13 protein-coding genes and 1 pseudogene are annotated in these 15,556 nt (G+C 60.3%); 8 read left to right on the forward strand and 6 right to left on the reverse strand.

The window, feature by feature from the left end; genetic code table 11:
* Positions 1-139: 139 nt before the first annotated feature.
* The gene (gene pilB / locus ABB22_RS15535) at positions 140-1,870 is read right to left on the reverse strand and encodes a type IV-A pilus assembly ATPase PilB (protein ID WP_057505318.1); all 1,731 of its coding nucleotides are present in this window, start codon (positions 1,868-1,870) and stop codon (positions 140-142) included.
* Positions 1,871-1,990: 120 nt separating this feature from the next.
* On the opposite strand from pilB, the gene ABB22_RS15540 reads away from it, so the two are divergent.
* From ABB22_RS15540 to ABB22_RS15560, 5 genes are all read left to right on the forward strand, one after another.
* On the forward strand, positions 1,991-2,722 hold the full coding sequence (locus ABB22_RS15540) for a hypothetical protein (RefSeq protein ID WP_057505319.1): 732 nt from the start codon (positions 1,991-1,993) through the stop codon (positions 2,720-2,722).
* Positions 2,723-3,185: 463 nt separating this feature from the next.
* The gene (locus ABB22_RS15545) at positions 3,186-4,043 is read left to right on the forward strand and encodes a glycosyltransferase family 2 protein (RefSeq protein ID WP_057505320.1); all 858 of its coding nucleotides are present in this window, start codon (positions 3,186-3,188) and stop codon (positions 4,041-4,043) included.
* A 40-nt stretch (positions 4,044-4,083) separates the two neighbouring features.
* On the forward strand, positions 4,084-5,190 hold the full coding sequence (locus ABB22_RS15550; RefSeq protein WP_244481349.1) for a glycosyltransferase: 1,107 nt from the start codon (positions 4,084-4,086) through the stop codon (positions 5,188-5,190).
* Positions 5,183-6,109: an NAD-dependent epimerase/dehydratase family protein gene (locus tag ABB22_RS15555; protein WP_082592185.1), complete on the forward strand. Its 927-nt coding sequence runs from the start codon at positions 5,183-5,185 to the stop codon at positions 6,107-6,109. The genes ABB22_RS15550 and ABB22_RS15555 overlap by 8 nt, the downstream gene beginning before the upstream one ends.
* Positions 6,085-7,128, forward strand: a complete 1,044-nt coding sequence (locus ABB22_RS15560; RefSeq protein ID WP_057505322.1) for a glycosyltransferase family 2 protein — start codon at positions 6,085-6,087, stop codon at positions 7,126-7,128. The genes ABB22_RS15555 and ABB22_RS15560 overlap by 25 nt, the downstream gene beginning before the upstream one ends.
* Before the next feature lie 18 nt (positions 7,129-7,146).
* Here ABB22_RS15560 and ABB22_RS17930 read toward each other — a convergent pair whose 3' ends face one another.
* From ABB22_RS17930 to ABB22_RS19045, 5 genes and pseudogenes are all read right to left on the reverse strand, one after another.
* Positions 7,147-7,896 (reverse strand): class I SAM-dependent methyltransferase, encoded by a 750-nt coding sequence (locus ABB22_RS17930; protein ID WP_082592186.1) that lies wholly within the window; start codon positions 7,894-7,896, stop codon positions 7,147-7,149.
* 7 nt (positions 7,897-7,903) lie between these two features.
* Positions 7,904-8,845: a hypothetical protein gene (locus tag ABB22_RS15570; protein WP_152984217.1), complete on the reverse strand. Its 942-nt coding sequence runs from the start codon at positions 8,843-8,845 to the stop codon at positions 7,904-7,906.
* Positions 8,846-9,251: 406 nt separating this feature from the next.
* A complete protein-coding gene (locus ABB22_RS15575) occupies positions 9,252-11,129 on the reverse strand; it encodes a hypothetical protein (protein WP_152984218.1) in 1,878 nt (625 codons plus the stop codon).
* Between the two features lie 64 nt (positions 11,130-11,193).
* Positions 11,194-11,544 carry a pilin gene (locus tag ABB22_RS18915; protein ID WP_082592187.1) on the reverse strand — a complete coding sequence of 117 codons (351 nt, stop codon included), beginning with the start codon at positions 11,542-11,544 and terminating at the stop codon, positions 11,194-11,196.
* A gap of 511 nt (positions 11,545-12,055) precedes the next feature.
* A pseudogene (locus ABB22_RS19045) lies at positions 12,056-12,161 on the reverse strand (prepilin-type N-terminal cleavage/methylation domain-containing protein); the annotation flags it as partial.
* A 410-nt stretch (positions 12,162-12,571) separates the two neighbouring features.
* Here ABB22_RS19045 and ABB22_RS15585 point away from each other — a divergent pair.
* Genes ABB22_RS15585 through coaE form a run of 3 tightly spaced genes read left to right on the forward strand, consistent with a single transcriptional unit; the run spans position 12,572 to position 15,372 of the window.
* Entirely contained in the window at positions 12,572-13,831 is a 1,260-nt protein-coding gene (locus tag ABB22_RS15585) for a type II secretion system F family protein (RefSeq protein WP_057505327.1), read from the forward strand.
* A gap of 7 nt (positions 13,832-13,838) precedes the next feature.
* Complete coding sequence (locus ABB22_RS15590) at positions 13,839-14,702, forward strand: prepilin peptidase (RefSeq protein ID WP_057505328.1); 864 nt, start codon at positions 13,839-13,841, stop codon at positions 14,700-14,702.
* A gap of 43 nt (positions 14,703-14,745) precedes the next feature.
* A complete protein-coding gene (coaE, locus tag ABB22_RS15595; protein ID WP_057505329.1) occupies positions 14,746-15,372 on the forward strand; it encodes a dephospho-CoA kinase in 627 nt (208 codons plus the stop codon).
* Positions 15,373-15,556 lie beyond the last annotated feature (184 nt).

Here is a 15,556-nt window from a genome sequence, read left to right on the forward strand (position 1 = left end):
GCGTTGCCCCGCTCTACAGGAATGCGAGCGCTGCGGCTTTGTAGCGCCGGGCAACGCCCGGCGGGGGTTTGCCGGTAATGCTCCAGCGGGGCTTCGCCCCGCTCTACGGCTCCCTGCGGCGGGAGCGCCCGATCTGGCCTCAGTCCTTGGTGACGCGGTTGATCTCGGTCAGGCTGGTGATGCCCTGCGCGGCCTTGAGCAGCGCCGACTGGCGCAGGTCGTTGACGCCGATCTTCTGCGCGGCCTCGGCGATGTCCAGCGCGTTGCCGCCCTGCAACACGATCGTGGCGATGTCGTCGGTCATCGGCATCACCTGGTAGATGCCGGTACGGCCCTTGTAACCCTCGGTGCACTCCTCGCAGCCGACCGGCTCGTGGAGCTGGATGCCCTTGTCGATCTGCGCCTGGGTGAAGCCTTCGGCCAGCAGCGCGTTGACGGGCAGTTCCGCACGGCGCTTGCACTGCGGGCACAGCCGTCGCGCCAGGCGCTGGGCGATGACCAGGGTGACCGAAGAGGTGATGTTGTACGGGGCGATGCCCATGTTCATCAGGCGCGCGATGGTCTGCGGCGCATCGTTGGTATGCAGGGTGGACAGCACCATGTGACCGGTCTGCGCCGCCTTGATCGCGATCTCGGCCGTCTCCAGGTCGCGGATTTCGCCGACCATGATCACGTCCGGATCCTGGCGCAGGAACGAGCGCAGCGCAGCGGCGAAGGTCATGCCGCGCTTGTTGTTCTGCTGCACCTGGTTCACGCCGGGCAAGCGGATTTCCACCGGGTCCTCGGCGGTGGAGATGTTGCGGGTCTCGTCGTTGAGGATGCCCAGCGCGGTATACAGCGACACCGTCTTGCCCGAGCCGGTCGGGCCGGTCACCAGCACCATGCCGTAGGGCTTGTGGATGGCCTCAAGGAACAGCCGCTGCTGCTCGGGCTCATAGCCGAGCTTGTCGATGCCCAGCTTGGCCGCGCTGCCGTCGAGGATGCGCAGCACGATCTTCTCGCCGAACAGCGTCGGCAGCGTGCTCACGCGGAAGTCGATCTGCTTGGCCTTGGACAGGTTGAGCTTGATGCGGCCGTCCTGCGGCACGCGCTTCTCGGCGATGTCCAGCTGCGACATCACCTTCAGGCGCGCGGCGATGCGTTCGCGCAGTTTCACCGGCGCCCTGGCCACCGTCTTGAGCAGGCCGTCGATGCGGAAACGCACCCGGTAGTCGTCCTCGTAGGGCTCGAAGTGGATGTCCGAAGCGCCGCGGCGGATCGCGTCCACCAGCACCTTGTTGACGAACTTCACCACCGGGGTGTCGTCGCCCTTGGCATCGATGCCGGCGTCGCCGCCACCGCCCATGTCCTCATCGCCGGCGGCGACTTCCAGGTCGCCCACGCCCTCTTCATCGTCGCCCAGCCCACCGACCAGGCTCTCGTTGCTCGCCACCCACTGGTCCAGCGTGCGCCGGATCTGGTCCTCATCCACCAGAATCGGCTCGACCACCAGGTTGGTGTGGAACTTGATCTCGTCCAGCGACTGGGTCGGGTTGCTGGTGCCGATGAACAGCTTGCCGCCGCGCTTGAACAGCGGCAGCACGTTATGCTTGCGCAGCAGCTCCTCGCTGACCAGCTTCATCGCGTTCTGGTTGGCGTCGAACACCGAGGCATCCAGCAACGGCATGCCGAATTCGACGGCATTGGCCGCCGCCAGCTGCGCGGCGTTGACCAGCTTCTTCTCGGCCAGCCACTGCGCCAGCGGCACCTTGGCCGTCCCGGCCTGCGCCATCGCGTTGCGCGCCGCCGCCTCGTCCAGCGCCCCGTCCTGCACCAGGCGGCGGGCGATCCCGGTGATGCCCACCAGATTGGCGGCAACGGCTGTATTCATGGTGTTCCCCGGCACGGACGACAGTCCGGCGATTGTACCCGTGCCTTCTTCGCATGCCAGAGGCCCGTCAGTGCGTGGAGCCACCGTTCGTGCGGCTCGACGCCGGCCAGGACAGCCCGCATGCTGTGCGCCTCCAACCTGCGCCTGCAACCGATGAACCGCTGGAAAGCCGCCACTCTGCATGCCCTGGCCAGCCTGCTGCTGGTCGCCGCCATCACCGCGACCGTAGTGCCGCTCTGGCACCCGTGGGGGCTGTACCGGATCTCCGGCGTACTGCCGCTGCTGGGCCTGCTGCTGGGAGCGCAGATGATCGCGGGGCCGGTGTTGACCTTCATCGTGTTCAAGCCCGGCAAGAAGAGCCTGCGCCTGGACCTGGCCGTCGTCTGCCTGCTGCAGCTGGCCTTCCTCGGTTTCGGCCTGCACATGCTGTGGCAGACCCGGCCGGTGTTCGTGGTCGCCAGCGACATGCGCCTGGCCCTGATCCTGGCCAATGAAGTGGAGGCGGCCGACTTGGCGCGGGCCAGCCATGCCGAATGGTCGCGGCTGCCGAAGGGCGCTCCGCTACTGGTGGGCCTGCGCCCGGGAACGGCGCGCACCGACCATGCCTCCGTACTCGCGGCCTTCCTCGACACCGGCATGGACCAGGAACGGAACCCGGCGTGGTACGTGCCCTATGCCCAGGTCGTGCCGCGGCTGGCCTTCAACGCCGCGCCCAGCACCGCCGACGGCCAGCCGGCCGGCACTCCGGAAGAAGCGCCGTTCCGCAGTCTGCCGATCGTGGCCCGTCATGGCGCCGGTCGCATGGTGCTCGACGCCGGCAGCCTGCAGCCGGTGCGGGTGGCCACCTATTGAGGGATACCCGGGAACGCCGGCTCACCAAGGCTGCGCGCGATGCCAGCGCCAGGCGCTTTCAATAATGGCCTCCAGACTGGTCCACGCCGGCGACCAGCCCAGTTCCGCCCTCGCCCGGCCGCTTGACGCCGCCGGATCGCCGGCACGGCGCGGTGCCGTCTCCCAAGGCACGACGCGAACAGCCACGGCAGATGCGGCGGCGATGACCTGGCGCGCGAAAGCGCCGGCCGTTGCCCACATTGAACGCGCGGGCGCCCGGATGGAAGCCGAGGCAATCCAGCGCCAGCAGGCGAGCCGTTGTAGCCAGCGCCGCCGCAGACACGGGCTTTAAACGGGCACCGCATTTGGACAACGGCGGCAATTCAATTCCCGCCGCCCTCCGCAAGGACTGAGAACCCGCTCCATCCCATGGCGAGATGGTTCCCGCTACCATGTCCATCGGGGAGAACGACAGGTACTGAACGTGCAGCGACTGAGCATCATATTGCCGGCCAAGAACGAGGCCGAAGGGCTCCGGCGCACCCTGCCGGCGCTGCGGCAGGCCTGGCCGCAGGCGGAGATCATCGTCGTCAACGACGGTTCCACCGATGATACGGCCACCATCGCGGCCAGCCATGGCGCCCAGGTGGTCAGCAACCCCTACTCCATGGGCAACGGCGCGGCGATCAAGCGCGGCGCCCGTGCCGCTACCGGCGAGGTCCTTGTATTCATGGACGCCGACGGCCAGCACAGCGCACAACACGTCGCCGCACTGCTGGCCAAGCTGGATGAAGGCTACGACATGGTGGTCGGCGCGCGCGACGCCAGCGGTCAGGCCAACCTGCACCGTGGGCTGGCCAACAATTTCTACAACCGCCTCGCCAGCCACATGACCGGCCACCGCATCGACGACCTGACCTCCGGCTTCCGGGCCGTGCGCGCGGGCAAGTTCCGCGAATTCCTGCATCTGCTGCCCAATGGCTTCAGCTACCCCACCACCAGCACCATGGCCTTCTTCCGCAGCGCCTACCCGGTGGCCTATGTACCGATTCCCGTGGCCAAGCGCGTGGGCACCAGCAGCCATATCCGTCCGATCAAGGACGGCATCCGCTTCCTGTTGATCATCTTCAAGATCGCCACGCTGTATGCGCCACTTAAATTGTTCGCGCCGGTGGCGATATTTTTCGCCGCTGCAGGCGCGGGATGGTACGCATGGACGTTCTACCATTCGGCACGCTTCACCAACATGAGCATGCTGTTGCTCAGTGCGGCGGCGATCGTTTTCCTGATCGGCCTGATATCGGAACAGATCACATTGCTCACATATCGGCGTGAGACCTGAGCGCATGTTCCTATCGAGGGGGGAAAGGCCACTACGCGTATTGTTCACAAGCACGTCCTATCCACTCGACGCTTCCGATTGGCGTGGCTTATTCATAAAGCACATCAGCACAGCGCTTGCCCGCTCAGGCCTGATCAATCTACGGCAGTGGGCACCTCCAGGCGACAGGGATTTCTGCGTCATTGATGCCTCGACGGAAGAGGAGGCCGAATGGCTGGCCGCACTAATGCATCGAGGCGGAATTTCCCACTGGTTACGCGCCAAGCCGGTGTCGGGAATCAGCGCTGCGATCAAATTATTGCGAATGTTGAACACCGCCTATCGCAGGAACAAGGACGTCGATCTCCATCACATCAACTGGCTGCAATGTGCATTGCCGCTGCCTGCCGATGGCAAGCCGGTTCTGGTCACCGCTCTGGGCAACGACATGAAGTTGTTGCGCATGCCGATGATGCGCCATGCGCTCCGACACGCTCTTCGGAATAGGCCCGCAATGATTTGTCCGAACGCAGACTGGATGCGGGAGCCATTGTACGAATCCTTCGGTGATCTGGCCGAAATCAGGCCGATACCCTTTGGTGTCGACCCGCAGTGGTACGCCATCCGGCGTCAACCCAAGGAGCCACCATGCTGGTTGGCGATCACACGCCTCACACAAAACAAGCTGGGCCCGTTGTTCGAGTGGTCGGAGCCCTTGTTCCGCAGTGGAAAGCGACAACTGCATCTGTTCGGACCAATGCAGGAGCAGGTCGTGATCCCGGATTGGATCTTCTATCACGGCCCGGCAAAATCACGACAATTGATTGATGAATGGTTTCCGCGCGTACATGGCCTGATCACATTGAGCTGCCACGCAGAGGGGCGACCGCAAGTTATGCTGGAAGCCATGGCTGCGGGGATGCCGATCATCGCCTCCCATCTGCCGGCACACGCGGATATCGTCGAAGATGGTGTGACCGGCGCGCTTTGCGGAAGCCCCAGCGAGTATGCGAAAGCCGTGGAAAAGCTCGAGGATCGGGACCTCAATCATGCACAGGGTGAAACGGCTCGAGCGTTGGCCCACGGCAGAATCGGCACTTGGGATGATTGCGCATCCCGGTACATGGCTGCCTACCGTTGCTTGCTGAAAGGAGCCGCGCATGACTAAGCCAGTGCTGCTGATAGGCGCAGGCGGTTTCGTCGGACGACAGCTGCTCGAGGCGATGACACGTCAGGGAGAGGATGTCATCGCGGTGAGCCGACGTCCGCTCGTCGCCCCCAGTAACCAGGTGGAGGTGCATGTCCGTGAATTGCGGGAACCAGCTGACTTTGCGGTATTCCTGGATCGTGTAAGGGCCGTCGTGCACGTGGCATCTACCACCACGCCGGCAAGTTCTGCAGGCAGGCCCATGCTTGAACTGGAAGGCAACCTGAGACCCATACTGGGCTTGCTTGAGGCGATGCATTCCTATTCACATCTATCTCTTGTTTATATGTCATCAGGCGGCGCACTGTGCAGCCGCCTTTACGACGCCCCACAGAACGAGTCAAGCGCCTTCCATTCCCGGTCCTACCACGGCGCAGGCAAGCTGGCCGCTGAGCAGTTCATCGAGTCGTGGTGCCACCAGTCCTCGGGCAACGCCATTGTATTCCGCCCTTCCAACCTGTATGGACCGGGACAGGACGAGCGACCGGGATTTGGGATCATTCCGGCCGCCTTCGGCAAGCTCGTGCGAGGCGAGGTGCTGCAGGTCTGGGGCGACGGCTCCACAAAGCGAGATTACCTCTATATTGACGACTTCAATTCGCTGGTGTTGTCGGCGCTACGCACTCCGAACATATCTGGATTCAACGTATTCAATGCCTGCAGCGGAACCAGCATTGATTTGAACTCGTTGTTTTCCGCCATCGAGCAAGTAACGGGCCGCACCCTGCATCGGCAGCACGGCGCGGCCCGCGTGGTGGACATTCCAAGTGTGCACCTGCAATCGACCAGCAGCCTGTGCCGTTTTGGATGGAGGCCTCAATTCGATCTGGCAGATGGCCTGGAGCATACGTGGCAATGGTTCACCACTTCCAAGCACTAAGGCCTGCCACGGAGCCTGTCTGCTCCGTCTGTATTGCCAATTACAACGGTGCTAAAATACTCCCCGACTGCATTGACTCAATATTGGCTCAGGCGGGAGATATTCCAATGGAGATCATTGTTCACGACGACGCGTCGTCGGACGGATCTGCCGAATGGATCCAACAACGCTACCCGAATGTAGAATTACTTGTTTCTGGCGAGAACGTTGGGTTCTGCATTGCGAACAACCGTATGACTGAACGTGCGCGCGGCCGTTACTTGCTGCTCCTTAACAACGACGCAGCATTGCACACGGACGCACTGAAGGTCTTTCTGGAAGAGTCGCAACGCCAGTCCATCCGGAGCATTCTCACCCTCCCGCAGTACGACTGGGAAACGAATGAACTGATTGACAGGGGCTGCCTGCTCGACCCCTTGCATGTCCCGGCACCGAACTTCAATCCCGAAAGAGCTGAAATCGCCTTCGTCATTGGGGCATGCCTCTGGATTTCGCGCGAGGATTGGCAGGTTCTTGGCGGATTCCCGGAGTGGATGGACTCTGTCGGCGAGGATCTGTATCTCTGCTGCGCCGCACGCCTGCAAGGTTGGAGTATCCGCTGCCTGCCAAGCAGTGGCTATCGTCACCGTCAAGGCGCCAGTTTTGGTGGCAACCACATCGGACCCAACGGCATTCGCACGCGCTATCGGCGCCGCCACCTCAGTGAACGCAATCGATTGGCCGCGTTCATCGCCTGCACGCCAACCATGTTCATGTGGCCATGGCTCATCTTGCAATTAACGATGCTGTTGCTTGAAGGAGCAGCCCTTTCGCTCGCCCTGCGTAGTACCCGACCATGGCGAGATATCTATATCGCCGCACTGCGCGACATTTGGCAGAGAGGCAAAGAAATCCTAGCCCTGCGCCGCTCACTGCAGACCAACCGTACCTGCACGCTGTCCGACTACTTACGCGCCTTTACGCCCTGGCCGCGCAAGCTCATTATTTTTCTGCGCAATGGCACCCCAAGAATAAGCTAGACAATCCATCTACACGGATCAGCAATCCGAAACTACTTTCTCATAGACTACATTGTAATTGATGGTCATGGATTTCTTTTTATCCAGCATATCCAGCAAAAGAGCCAAAGCGCCGGTTAGCAACTTCACCGGATAAAGCAGGACATAGACTGCATACCGGGCAAGCGACTGTCGGGGCAAGGGCGCAAGCTCCCAGAAGGCCGCCCACATCAACGTCTCGACCGCAATAGCGCACCCTCCATGTGGCGAGATGGATAAAACACGAAACCCATTGCGTTCACCAAGTACGGAAAATCCATACCTTGTGTATCGCAAGAAATCGTGCGGCTGTTGATGCTCTCCAGCGAGCAGGGGTGCGGACACATAAGCCCTCCCCCTACCCTTAAGTATCCGATGAAATTCGCGAAAAGCGCCGTCCGGATTGTCAAGATGCTCCATAACCTGAATACAAAGAACTGCGTCAAAGCTGTCATCTTCAACCGGAATCGCGTAGGCAGATGAAACCAGGTCAATACCCTCGTAATTCCACCCCTCATCACCCACGCATAAATCGTTACTCACATAGCGGCAATGAGAGAACTGAGACCTATATTTAAGCTCGCCGGCACCGATATCAATGACGCTCCCCCCGGCGCCTATTTCATGCGCCGCATCGCGCACGAATCCGAGCAGCCGCCATTGGTGGTACTCGGCAAAAGGATTAAAAAGAACACGCTTGATGTATTCATTCGAATGCACCGCGTCAAGCAGCCGCTTTCTCAAAGCCATGTCCTAATCACCTCACCCTTATCACCCGAAACCACGCACACCCGCCGCCCCATATTGCGAGATCGGCAGTCAACACCAAAAGGCGATAGCTTCCAATGAACCAGATAATATCAGCCTGTAGCGACCCAGATTGCCCCAAAGCCCTCGCCATTGATATCTCGAACACTCCTATGCCCTGCGGCGCGAAGAAAGCTATTGCGCCGATCATCCACGACACCAGATAGCTTGCTGCCACCTGGAGCGGACTACTCAACATATCGACACCATGCCAGATATACAAAGTAAATCCTGCCGCAAGACAAATCCACCCAGCCACATACGCCAGAACTATTTCAGGCGCGCTAACCGCTTCCACCAGATAACGCCATCCAGGCCTTACCCTGACCCAGACCAAAGCAAGGAGCGAAATGATCAACCAGCACATGGCGATCATCGAGGCGACACGGCCGATCCTACCATTGAACGCAAGCCCGGCAAATACGAACCCGAGAAAGCCCGACCACCAGATAGCCAGCAACTGTTCGATACCCACCAGCTGACCAATACGGCGAATAGGAATACCATCCTTCACCAGATCAGCACCGCGCCCCACCGCATGCCAGATGCCGCCGGGAAGATACTTGGCAGGCAATCTGCGTATATGAATGACAAAAAGCATGCCATACGGCCTTGGACAACCAAGCGAGCGAAGCAGGCTGGCCGTGGCCAGTACTGCAAAGAAATGCATTGCGCTATACAGGAGCCCGCACGTCAACAGCCACAGCGGGGACAGCTGGACGAAGGCGGTACTGATGCTACTCCAGTGCAGCAAGCCATAGACAATGAAGAAAACAACAAGCGCCAACTCCAATAGCAACTGGAGCACAGACAAAAGGCTCTTCAATGAATAATTCGGGCGCAGCGCTGTCATCCGGCTTCTCAAGGCACGCACATGGATATTGACATCCAAACCATCAGACCAACCACCGGACCACCTTCACCCACATCGCTCTGAGGGAATACGACTACAGGCCATCCGGAAAAACCAATTTACAGCTGCTGATTGCAGCGAAAAACCACACCTCATCTTCTGCGGAACAAGGAATATATGCAAGCTCTTTTCATTAATATCCAAAAGAACAATGGTGGCCGCAAACACGGAGCTTCACCCAAAATTACGGAGCCGCGACGCGCACGCCCATGCAAATAACACCCAAACCTTCAGGCTTGAATATGCCACACACGCAACCATGGGAGTACGATAGAAAACAATATAGGCCCGCAACATTTAAAATGATTACTCATTATCATACCAACCCAAGCAATTAGCGGCACACCATAATACTCAGGCGCAGCGCAAGCCCCAAAGGCCGCACTCACTGCCTGCGCCGGTCCAGCTTCAACTCCACCTCGAGCCTGTGGGCCATTCCGGAATGACCCAATCTCCGAACCTCCTCCAGTATGCGCACTTTCCGCTCACTGGCCACACTATCGGATCGAAGTCCCTTAAACAGGTAAACATACGCCAAATTATCCCGACTCTTACTCATTAGCGCATAATGGCCAAATTCCAAAAAATCCTCCGCAGGCAGCTCCTTTCGACCACTTACAATAGCGACGACACGCAACACATTGCCCTCGTCAAAATCAGGATTTCGCAATGCATTCCTCACCAGATTAATGGCGATGCTAGAATTCTCGACATTCATCGCAACGGATTGAAGCGCAACAATCAGAGCATTCCAATCAGATTGATTTACGGTACCATTAAGTGTCTTAAGAATCACCATATTGGCAAGCATGGTTGCCGCACCGGGCAGCCTCCCACCTTCGGCACACGCCTTAATAGCGGCTTGAAAATATGGACTTTCTGGCCGCCCCTGACTTAGATCGTAATTGGCACGACAAAGCGCGCTCCATGCACGAATGGATTCTGGCGCCACGACGGTACCATGCAGCGCCAGACGCAGCGGATTGCCCCATATATATGCACGCATCCCGGTAGCAGCAGCATTGCCTGCAAGAATCAGCAAACACACCGCCACTGCGATCCATGGACGCAAGGACAGCCGCTCCATAAAGGCATGGAGAAGGTCACCAATGGCAAGCAACAATCCAAACAAGGGGAAATGGTTCCTGTGCTCAAATGCGAGCTCCAGCCCTACCACATTACTGGTGATGGAGTGACCGGCATAGAAAAGCAGAATACCCAAAGCGAATAGCGGACGCACTCTGCGCCATAACAACGCCCAGAGAATCAGCCCGAAATGCAACACAATTGACCATGTCGTGCTGACGGGGTCCAGCAAGCCTCGGGAAGGCAACAAATTGTCGTAATAGAAAGGCAGGCCATCCGGAGCCGGCCACACAACTTGTCTGACGTACACAGCCAGGACACGGCCTTGGGTTAGCAAACGCTCCAGTGTATTGAAGTCGCGGCCGGGGTATGAAGATTCCACCCAGAAATGAGGGAGGACTATACCCAGGAAAAAACTTACTCCTGCGACGACCAACAACAGGTAACCACGCTGCAACATGGCACCAACAGGAGTAACCTTTGCCCTGAAATGCAGCAAAGTAAGCTCTATAAGCAGAGTAAACCCAGGCAACAGCACTGCATCTTCCTTGCAGGCCAACGCCAAACCCCAGAATAGCAGTACCCTTAGCCAGAATTTGTGCTGCGCCGCGCCGTCTATTTGAGCCTGCCGGGCTTGAACATAGGCGCTCATTGCCAACACCACGAACAGTGTACTCATGGTCTGCATTCGCTGGACCACATACAGCACAGAGGAAACCTGAAGGGCGTGCGTCCCCCATGCAACCGCCAATCCAAACGCGTACAGCCTTGCGTCCCGCTGACTGCAGTTGGCCAACAGCAGAAGCCGCCGGACCAATCCTGTGAGCGCAATGCAGGTGATTGCATGCACCAGTAGATTGGTCAGCTTGAAGGCGACGGGATCAAGCCCGAACAGCCAGAAATCTAGCGCGAAGCTAAGCATAGACAGCGGCCGCAAACCCGGCCCACCGGGGAAGCTCTTCGCTGCCGCCCAGAGCGAGTAGTGATCAATACCGGCGATTTGAACCCCGAAATTCTGGACAATATTAGGCTTATCGTCGAACAGAAAACCGCCAGACAGACCGGGCAGGAACGGCAGACAAGCAATCATGGCAAGTAACAGCCACCACCATCGCGATGACTGCTGCCAAGAGGCGCGAAGTGGCCTGCCTATGCCCCAGGGCAGGTTAAATGGCATGCAATGAAATCCAGATGTATTGCATCACCTTACGGGCAGCCGGCCCACACCAACAAGACAGACATCATGGTGTGTGGCTGCAATTGCCGGCGCCGTTGGCCAAATCGCAAGTGACGGTACCGTTGCCAGGCGCGCGCGGCGTCGCCGTTATCGGGGTGCTGTAGTCGGTAAAAGCACTGGCGTCGGTCGAGCCCGAACAAGCAGAGTTCCGTGGCGCCGGCACACTGCCGGTAGCGTCGCTGATGCCGACCAACGCCTCATGCGAATAGGCCTTCAATTCCATCATACAGGCACGATTGGCCGCTCGGATGGTGTATTGCTGATAAGCGGGCAACGCAACGGCTACCAGGATGCCAATGATGGCAACCACGATCATCATCTCTATCAAGGTGAAACCGCGAATGCTACGACGCATGACATCCCCCAGTGCCCTTTCTATTGACCACGCAAATGACCGAGCAAACAGCGTGCCAAGAATGCAGATCCCTATCCCTGTTAGAAGCCACTACACCTCCAACTCAATCGAATGCCCAAGGCAAGGGCGAATACGGTCACCCCGCCAGGGCACTTCAGATCTTCTGCAACTCAACTGCTGGCGCCGTGAAAAAGAAAAGAGGGGCTGACGCCCCTCTTTTCACGTTACCGCGATGGGACCACTCCTTACTGGGTACCGCCCACGACGGTGCACTGGTTGCCGGAGGCGAGGTTGCAAGTGATAGTGCCGTCGCCCGGCTTGCGCGGCTCAATACCGGTGACGCTGCCGAGGCTCGCCAAGGTCATGGCTGCACCGGACGTCACGCCACTGATGCACGCCGAGCTTGCACCGCTGTTCGGACCGACCGGCGTCTTGCCATCGTTCAGATCGGCCAGCACGGTGTTGTAGTAAGCCTTGGCCTCCATCAGGCAGGCACGGTTGGCCGACTTACGGGTGTAGTTCTGGTAAGCCGGCAATGCGATGGCGGCCAGAATGGCAATGATCGCGACCACGATCATCAGTTCGATGAGGGTAAAGCCCTTCTGCAGCTTCTTCATTGGTACATCCCCTAGAGGTTGGATTAGGAACCCGGACCGGCCGTCGCCGATCCGGCAAGGGACGCACTGCAAGATGCGTGCCAAACGCCCCGCCCTGCCTGCGCTCCCCTGTGTGCATGATGGCAGCATCCGGCAGGAAGGAAAGCCCTGCTTCGCGATTCTGCGATGAATCCGCCATGGTGACCCATAACGTCACATAGCGACACACCTCATCAACATTGAGATGTACCGCTCCAGGTCCCGCGAACGCATAGTACGCTTGCGTGACGCCACGAGCCGGCGCAGGCCAGACCAAGCCAGTAGCGTGACCAAAGCCACGCTTGCCCAACGACGGTATCCCGCATGGCGATGGACCAGCTACCATGCCTACGTTGTCCGGCCCGGGGAGTGGCCGGACGGGGAGAAGAACGATGTCCGTTACTCGCAACGCAATGAACAAAGAGCCAGCGGCCCGCGGCACCAGCTTGATGCAGCCGTTCGTCTGGGAAGGTACTGACAAGCGTGGCGTGAAGATGAAGGGCGAACAGGAAGCCCGCAATTCCAATATGCTGCGCGCCGAACTGCGCAAGCAGGGTATCAATCCCACCGTAGTGAAGCCCAAGCCGAAACCTTTGTTCGGTGCCGCCGGCAAACCAATCAAGCCGAAAGACATCGCCTTCTTTAGTCGGCAAATGGCGACCATGATGAAGTCCGGGGTGCCCATCGTGACCGCACTGGACATCATCGGCAGCGGCCATAAGAACCCACGCATGGCCAAGCTGGTAGGGCAGATCCGCGCCGACCTGGAAGGTGGTTCCTCGCTCTATGAGGCCATCGGCCGGCACCCTGTACAGTTCGACGAACTGTACCGTAATCTCGTGCGGGCGGGCGAGGGCGCGGGCGTGCTGGAGACGGTGCTAGAAACCATCGCCAACTACCAGGAAAACTTGGAAACACTGAAAGGCAAGATCAAGAAGGCACTGTTCTACCCAGCCATGACCATCGCGGTCGCATTACTAGTAAGCACTATCCTGCTTGTCTTTGTAGTACCGCAGTTCGAAGAGGTATTCAGCAATTTTGGCACTGAGCTGCCAGTATTCACCCAGATGATCGTAGCCGCCTCGCGTTTCATGGTCGGCTGGTGGTGGCTGATCCTCCTAGTCGTGGTCGCGGGTGTCGGCGGCTCTATCTTCACCTACAAGCGCACACCCAAGATGCAGTATGCGATGGACCGGCTGATCCTGAAGGTGCCGGTTATCGGCCAGATCATGCACAACAGCTCCATCGCCCGTTTCGCCCGCACTACGGCAGTGACGTTCAAGGCCGGCGTCCCGCTGGTCGAGGCGTTGGGCATCGTGGCCGGCGCCACCGGCAACAAGACCTATGAGGACGCCGTCTTCCGCATGCGCGACGACGTCGCGGTGGGCTACCCGGTGAACATGGCCATGAAGCAGGTGAACCTGTTCCCGCACATGGTGGTGCAGATGACCGCCATCGGCGAAGAAGCCGGCGCGCTGGACACCATGCTGTTCAAGGTGGCCGAATACTTCGAGCAGGAAGTAAATAACGCCGTCGATGCGCTGAGCAGCCTGATCGAACCGATGATCATGGTGTTCATCGGCGTGGTCGTCGGCGGCATGGTCATCGGCATGTACCTGCCGATCTTCAAGCTCGCTTCCGTGGTTGGATGATTGATACATGGCATTTCTCGACCAGAACCCGGCGCTGGGCTATCCGCTGGCCGCCGGGCTGGGACTGCTGGTAGGCAGCTTCCTCAACGTGGTGATCCTACGCCTGCCCAGGCGCATGGAGTGGCAGTGGAAGCGCGACGCGCGCGAGATCCTGGACGAGCCGGACATCTACGAGCCGCCGCCGCCCGGCGTGGTGGTGGAGCCCTCACACTGCCCGCACTGCAAGCACAAGCTGAGCTGGTACGAGAACATCCCGCTGTTCAGCTGGATCATCCAGGGCGGCAAGTGCCGCCATTGCCAGGCGCCGATCTCCATCCAGTACCCGCTGGTGGAGTTGCTGACCGGGTTGCTGGTACTGGCCAGCGTGTGGCAGTTCGGCTTCGGCTGGCAGGGCTTCGGCGCGATCGTGCTGACCTGTTTCCTGATCGCACTGTCGGGCATCGACCTGCGCACCCAGCTGCTGCCCGACCAGTTGACCCTGCCACTGATGTGGCTGGGCCTGATCGGCAGCATGGACAACCTTTACATGCCCGCCAAGCCGGCACTGATAGGCGCGGCAGTGGGCTATCTGTCGCTGTGGACGGTGTGGTGGCTGTTCAAGCAGATCACCGGCAAGGAAGGCATGGGCCACGGCGATTTCAAGCTGCTGGCGGCGCTCGGTGCCTGGTGCGGACTGAAGGGCATCCTGCCGATCATCCTGCTGTCCTCGCTGGTGGGCGCCATCGTCGGCTCGATCTGGCTGTATGCGCGCGGCCGCGACAAGGCCACTCCGATTCCGTTCGGCCCCTACCTGGCCATCGCCGGCTGGCTGGTCTTCATGTGGGGCGATCCGATGATCGCCGCTTACCGCCACTGGGCCGGCCTGGCGTGACGGCGGCCGCTCCCGGCCGCCCCACGGACATGGCTGTTCGCCCATGAGCGGCTTCATCGTCGGGCTGACCGGGGGCATAGCCTCGGGCAAGAGCGAGGTCACCCGGCGCTTCGAGGCTCTGGGCATCGTCGTGGCCGACGCGGATGTCGCCGCACGCGAGATAGTGGCACCAGGCAGCCCTGCACTTGAACAGATAGGCCGGCGCTTCGGCAGCGCGATGCTGCTGGCCGACGGTACGCTCGACCGCGCGCGGCTGCGCGGCCATGTCTTCGGCAACGACGAGGAACGCCAGGCGCTGGAAGCCATCACCCACCCGGCGATCCGTGCACGGCTGCGCGAACTCTGTGAGACAGCCGACGGCCCCTACGCGATCGCCGCGATCCCGCTACTGGCTGAAGCCGGCGGGCGCGCAACCTATCACTGGCTCGACCGGATCGTGGTGGTCGATGCCCCCGAATCGGTGCGCCACGCCCGCCTGCGCCAGCGCGACGACATCGACGATGCCCTGGCCACGCGCATGATCCAGGCCCAGGCAGGCCGCGATCAGCGCCTGGCGCTGGCCGACGACGTGATCGTCAACGATGGCCACCCCAGCCATCTGCAACCGCAGGTGGAAACACTGGACCGCCTTTACCGGCAGCTGGCGGCCAGGGACGCGCGCGCGCCCTGACACCAGGGCATGCGCCCGGCGATGCACTGCTCTACGAGACGGCATTGCCCTGTAACGCCGGGTTGCGCCCGGCGGGGCTTTCCCGGCCAGGCCCCAGCGGGGCGGTGCCCCGCTCTACAAGGCGGCGATGTCCCGTAGCGCCGGGCAACCCCGGCGGGGCTTTCCCGGCCAAGCCCCAGCGGGG

It is taken from the genome of Stenotrophomonas nitritireducens, from assembly GCF_001431425.1.
Classification (GTDB): Bacteria; Pseudomonadota; Gammaproteobacteria; order Xanthomonadales; family Xanthomonadaceae; genus Stenotrophomonas; species Stenotrophomonas nitritireducens.

What these genes read in the sequence shown, in the direction of transcription:
- ABB22_RS15560 (WP_057505322.1), top strand. Translation starts at nt 6,085, where the DNA reads ATGGTTCACCACTTCCAAGCACTAAGGCCTGCCACGGAGCCTGTCTGC.
- ABB22_RS15585 (WP_057505327.1), top strand. Translation starts at nt 12,572, where the DNA reads ATGTCCGTTACTCGCAACGCAATGAACAAAGAGCCAGCGGCCCGCGGC.
- ABB22_RS17930 (WP_082592186.1), bottom strand. Translation starts at nt 7,896, where the DNA reads ATGGCTTTGAGAAAGCGGCTGCTTGACGCGGTGCATTCGAATGAATAC.
- ABB22_RS18915 (WP_082592187.1), bottom strand. Translation starts at nt 11,544, where the DNA reads ATGCGTCGTAGCATTCGCGGTTTCACCTTGATAGAGATGATGATCGTG.
- ABB22_RS15575 (WP_152984218.1), bottom strand. Translation starts at nt 11,129, where the DNA reads ATGCCATTTAACCTGCCCTGGGGCATAGGCAGGCCACTTCGCGCCTCT.
- pilB (WP_057505318.1), bottom strand. Translation starts at nt 1,870, where the DNA reads ATGAATACAGCCGTTGCCGCCAATCTGGTGGGCATCACCGGGATCGCC.
- ABB22_RS15555 (WP_082592185.1), top strand. Translation starts at nt 5,183, where the DNA reads ATGACTAAGCCAGTGCTGCTGATAGGCGCAGGCGGTTTCGTCGGACGA.
- coaE (WP_057505329.1), top strand. Translation starts at nt 14,746, where the DNA reads ATGAGCGGCTTCATCGTCGGGCTGACCGGGGGCATAGCCTCGGGCAAG.
- ABB22_RS15590 (WP_057505328.1), top strand. Translation starts at nt 13,839, where the DNA reads ATGGCATTTCTCGACCAGAACCCGGCGCTGGGCTATCCGCTGGCCGCC.
- ABB22_RS15540 (WP_057505319.1), top strand. Translation starts at nt 1,991, where the DNA reads ATGCTGTGCGCCTCCAACCTGCGCCTGCAACCGATGAACCGCTGGAAA.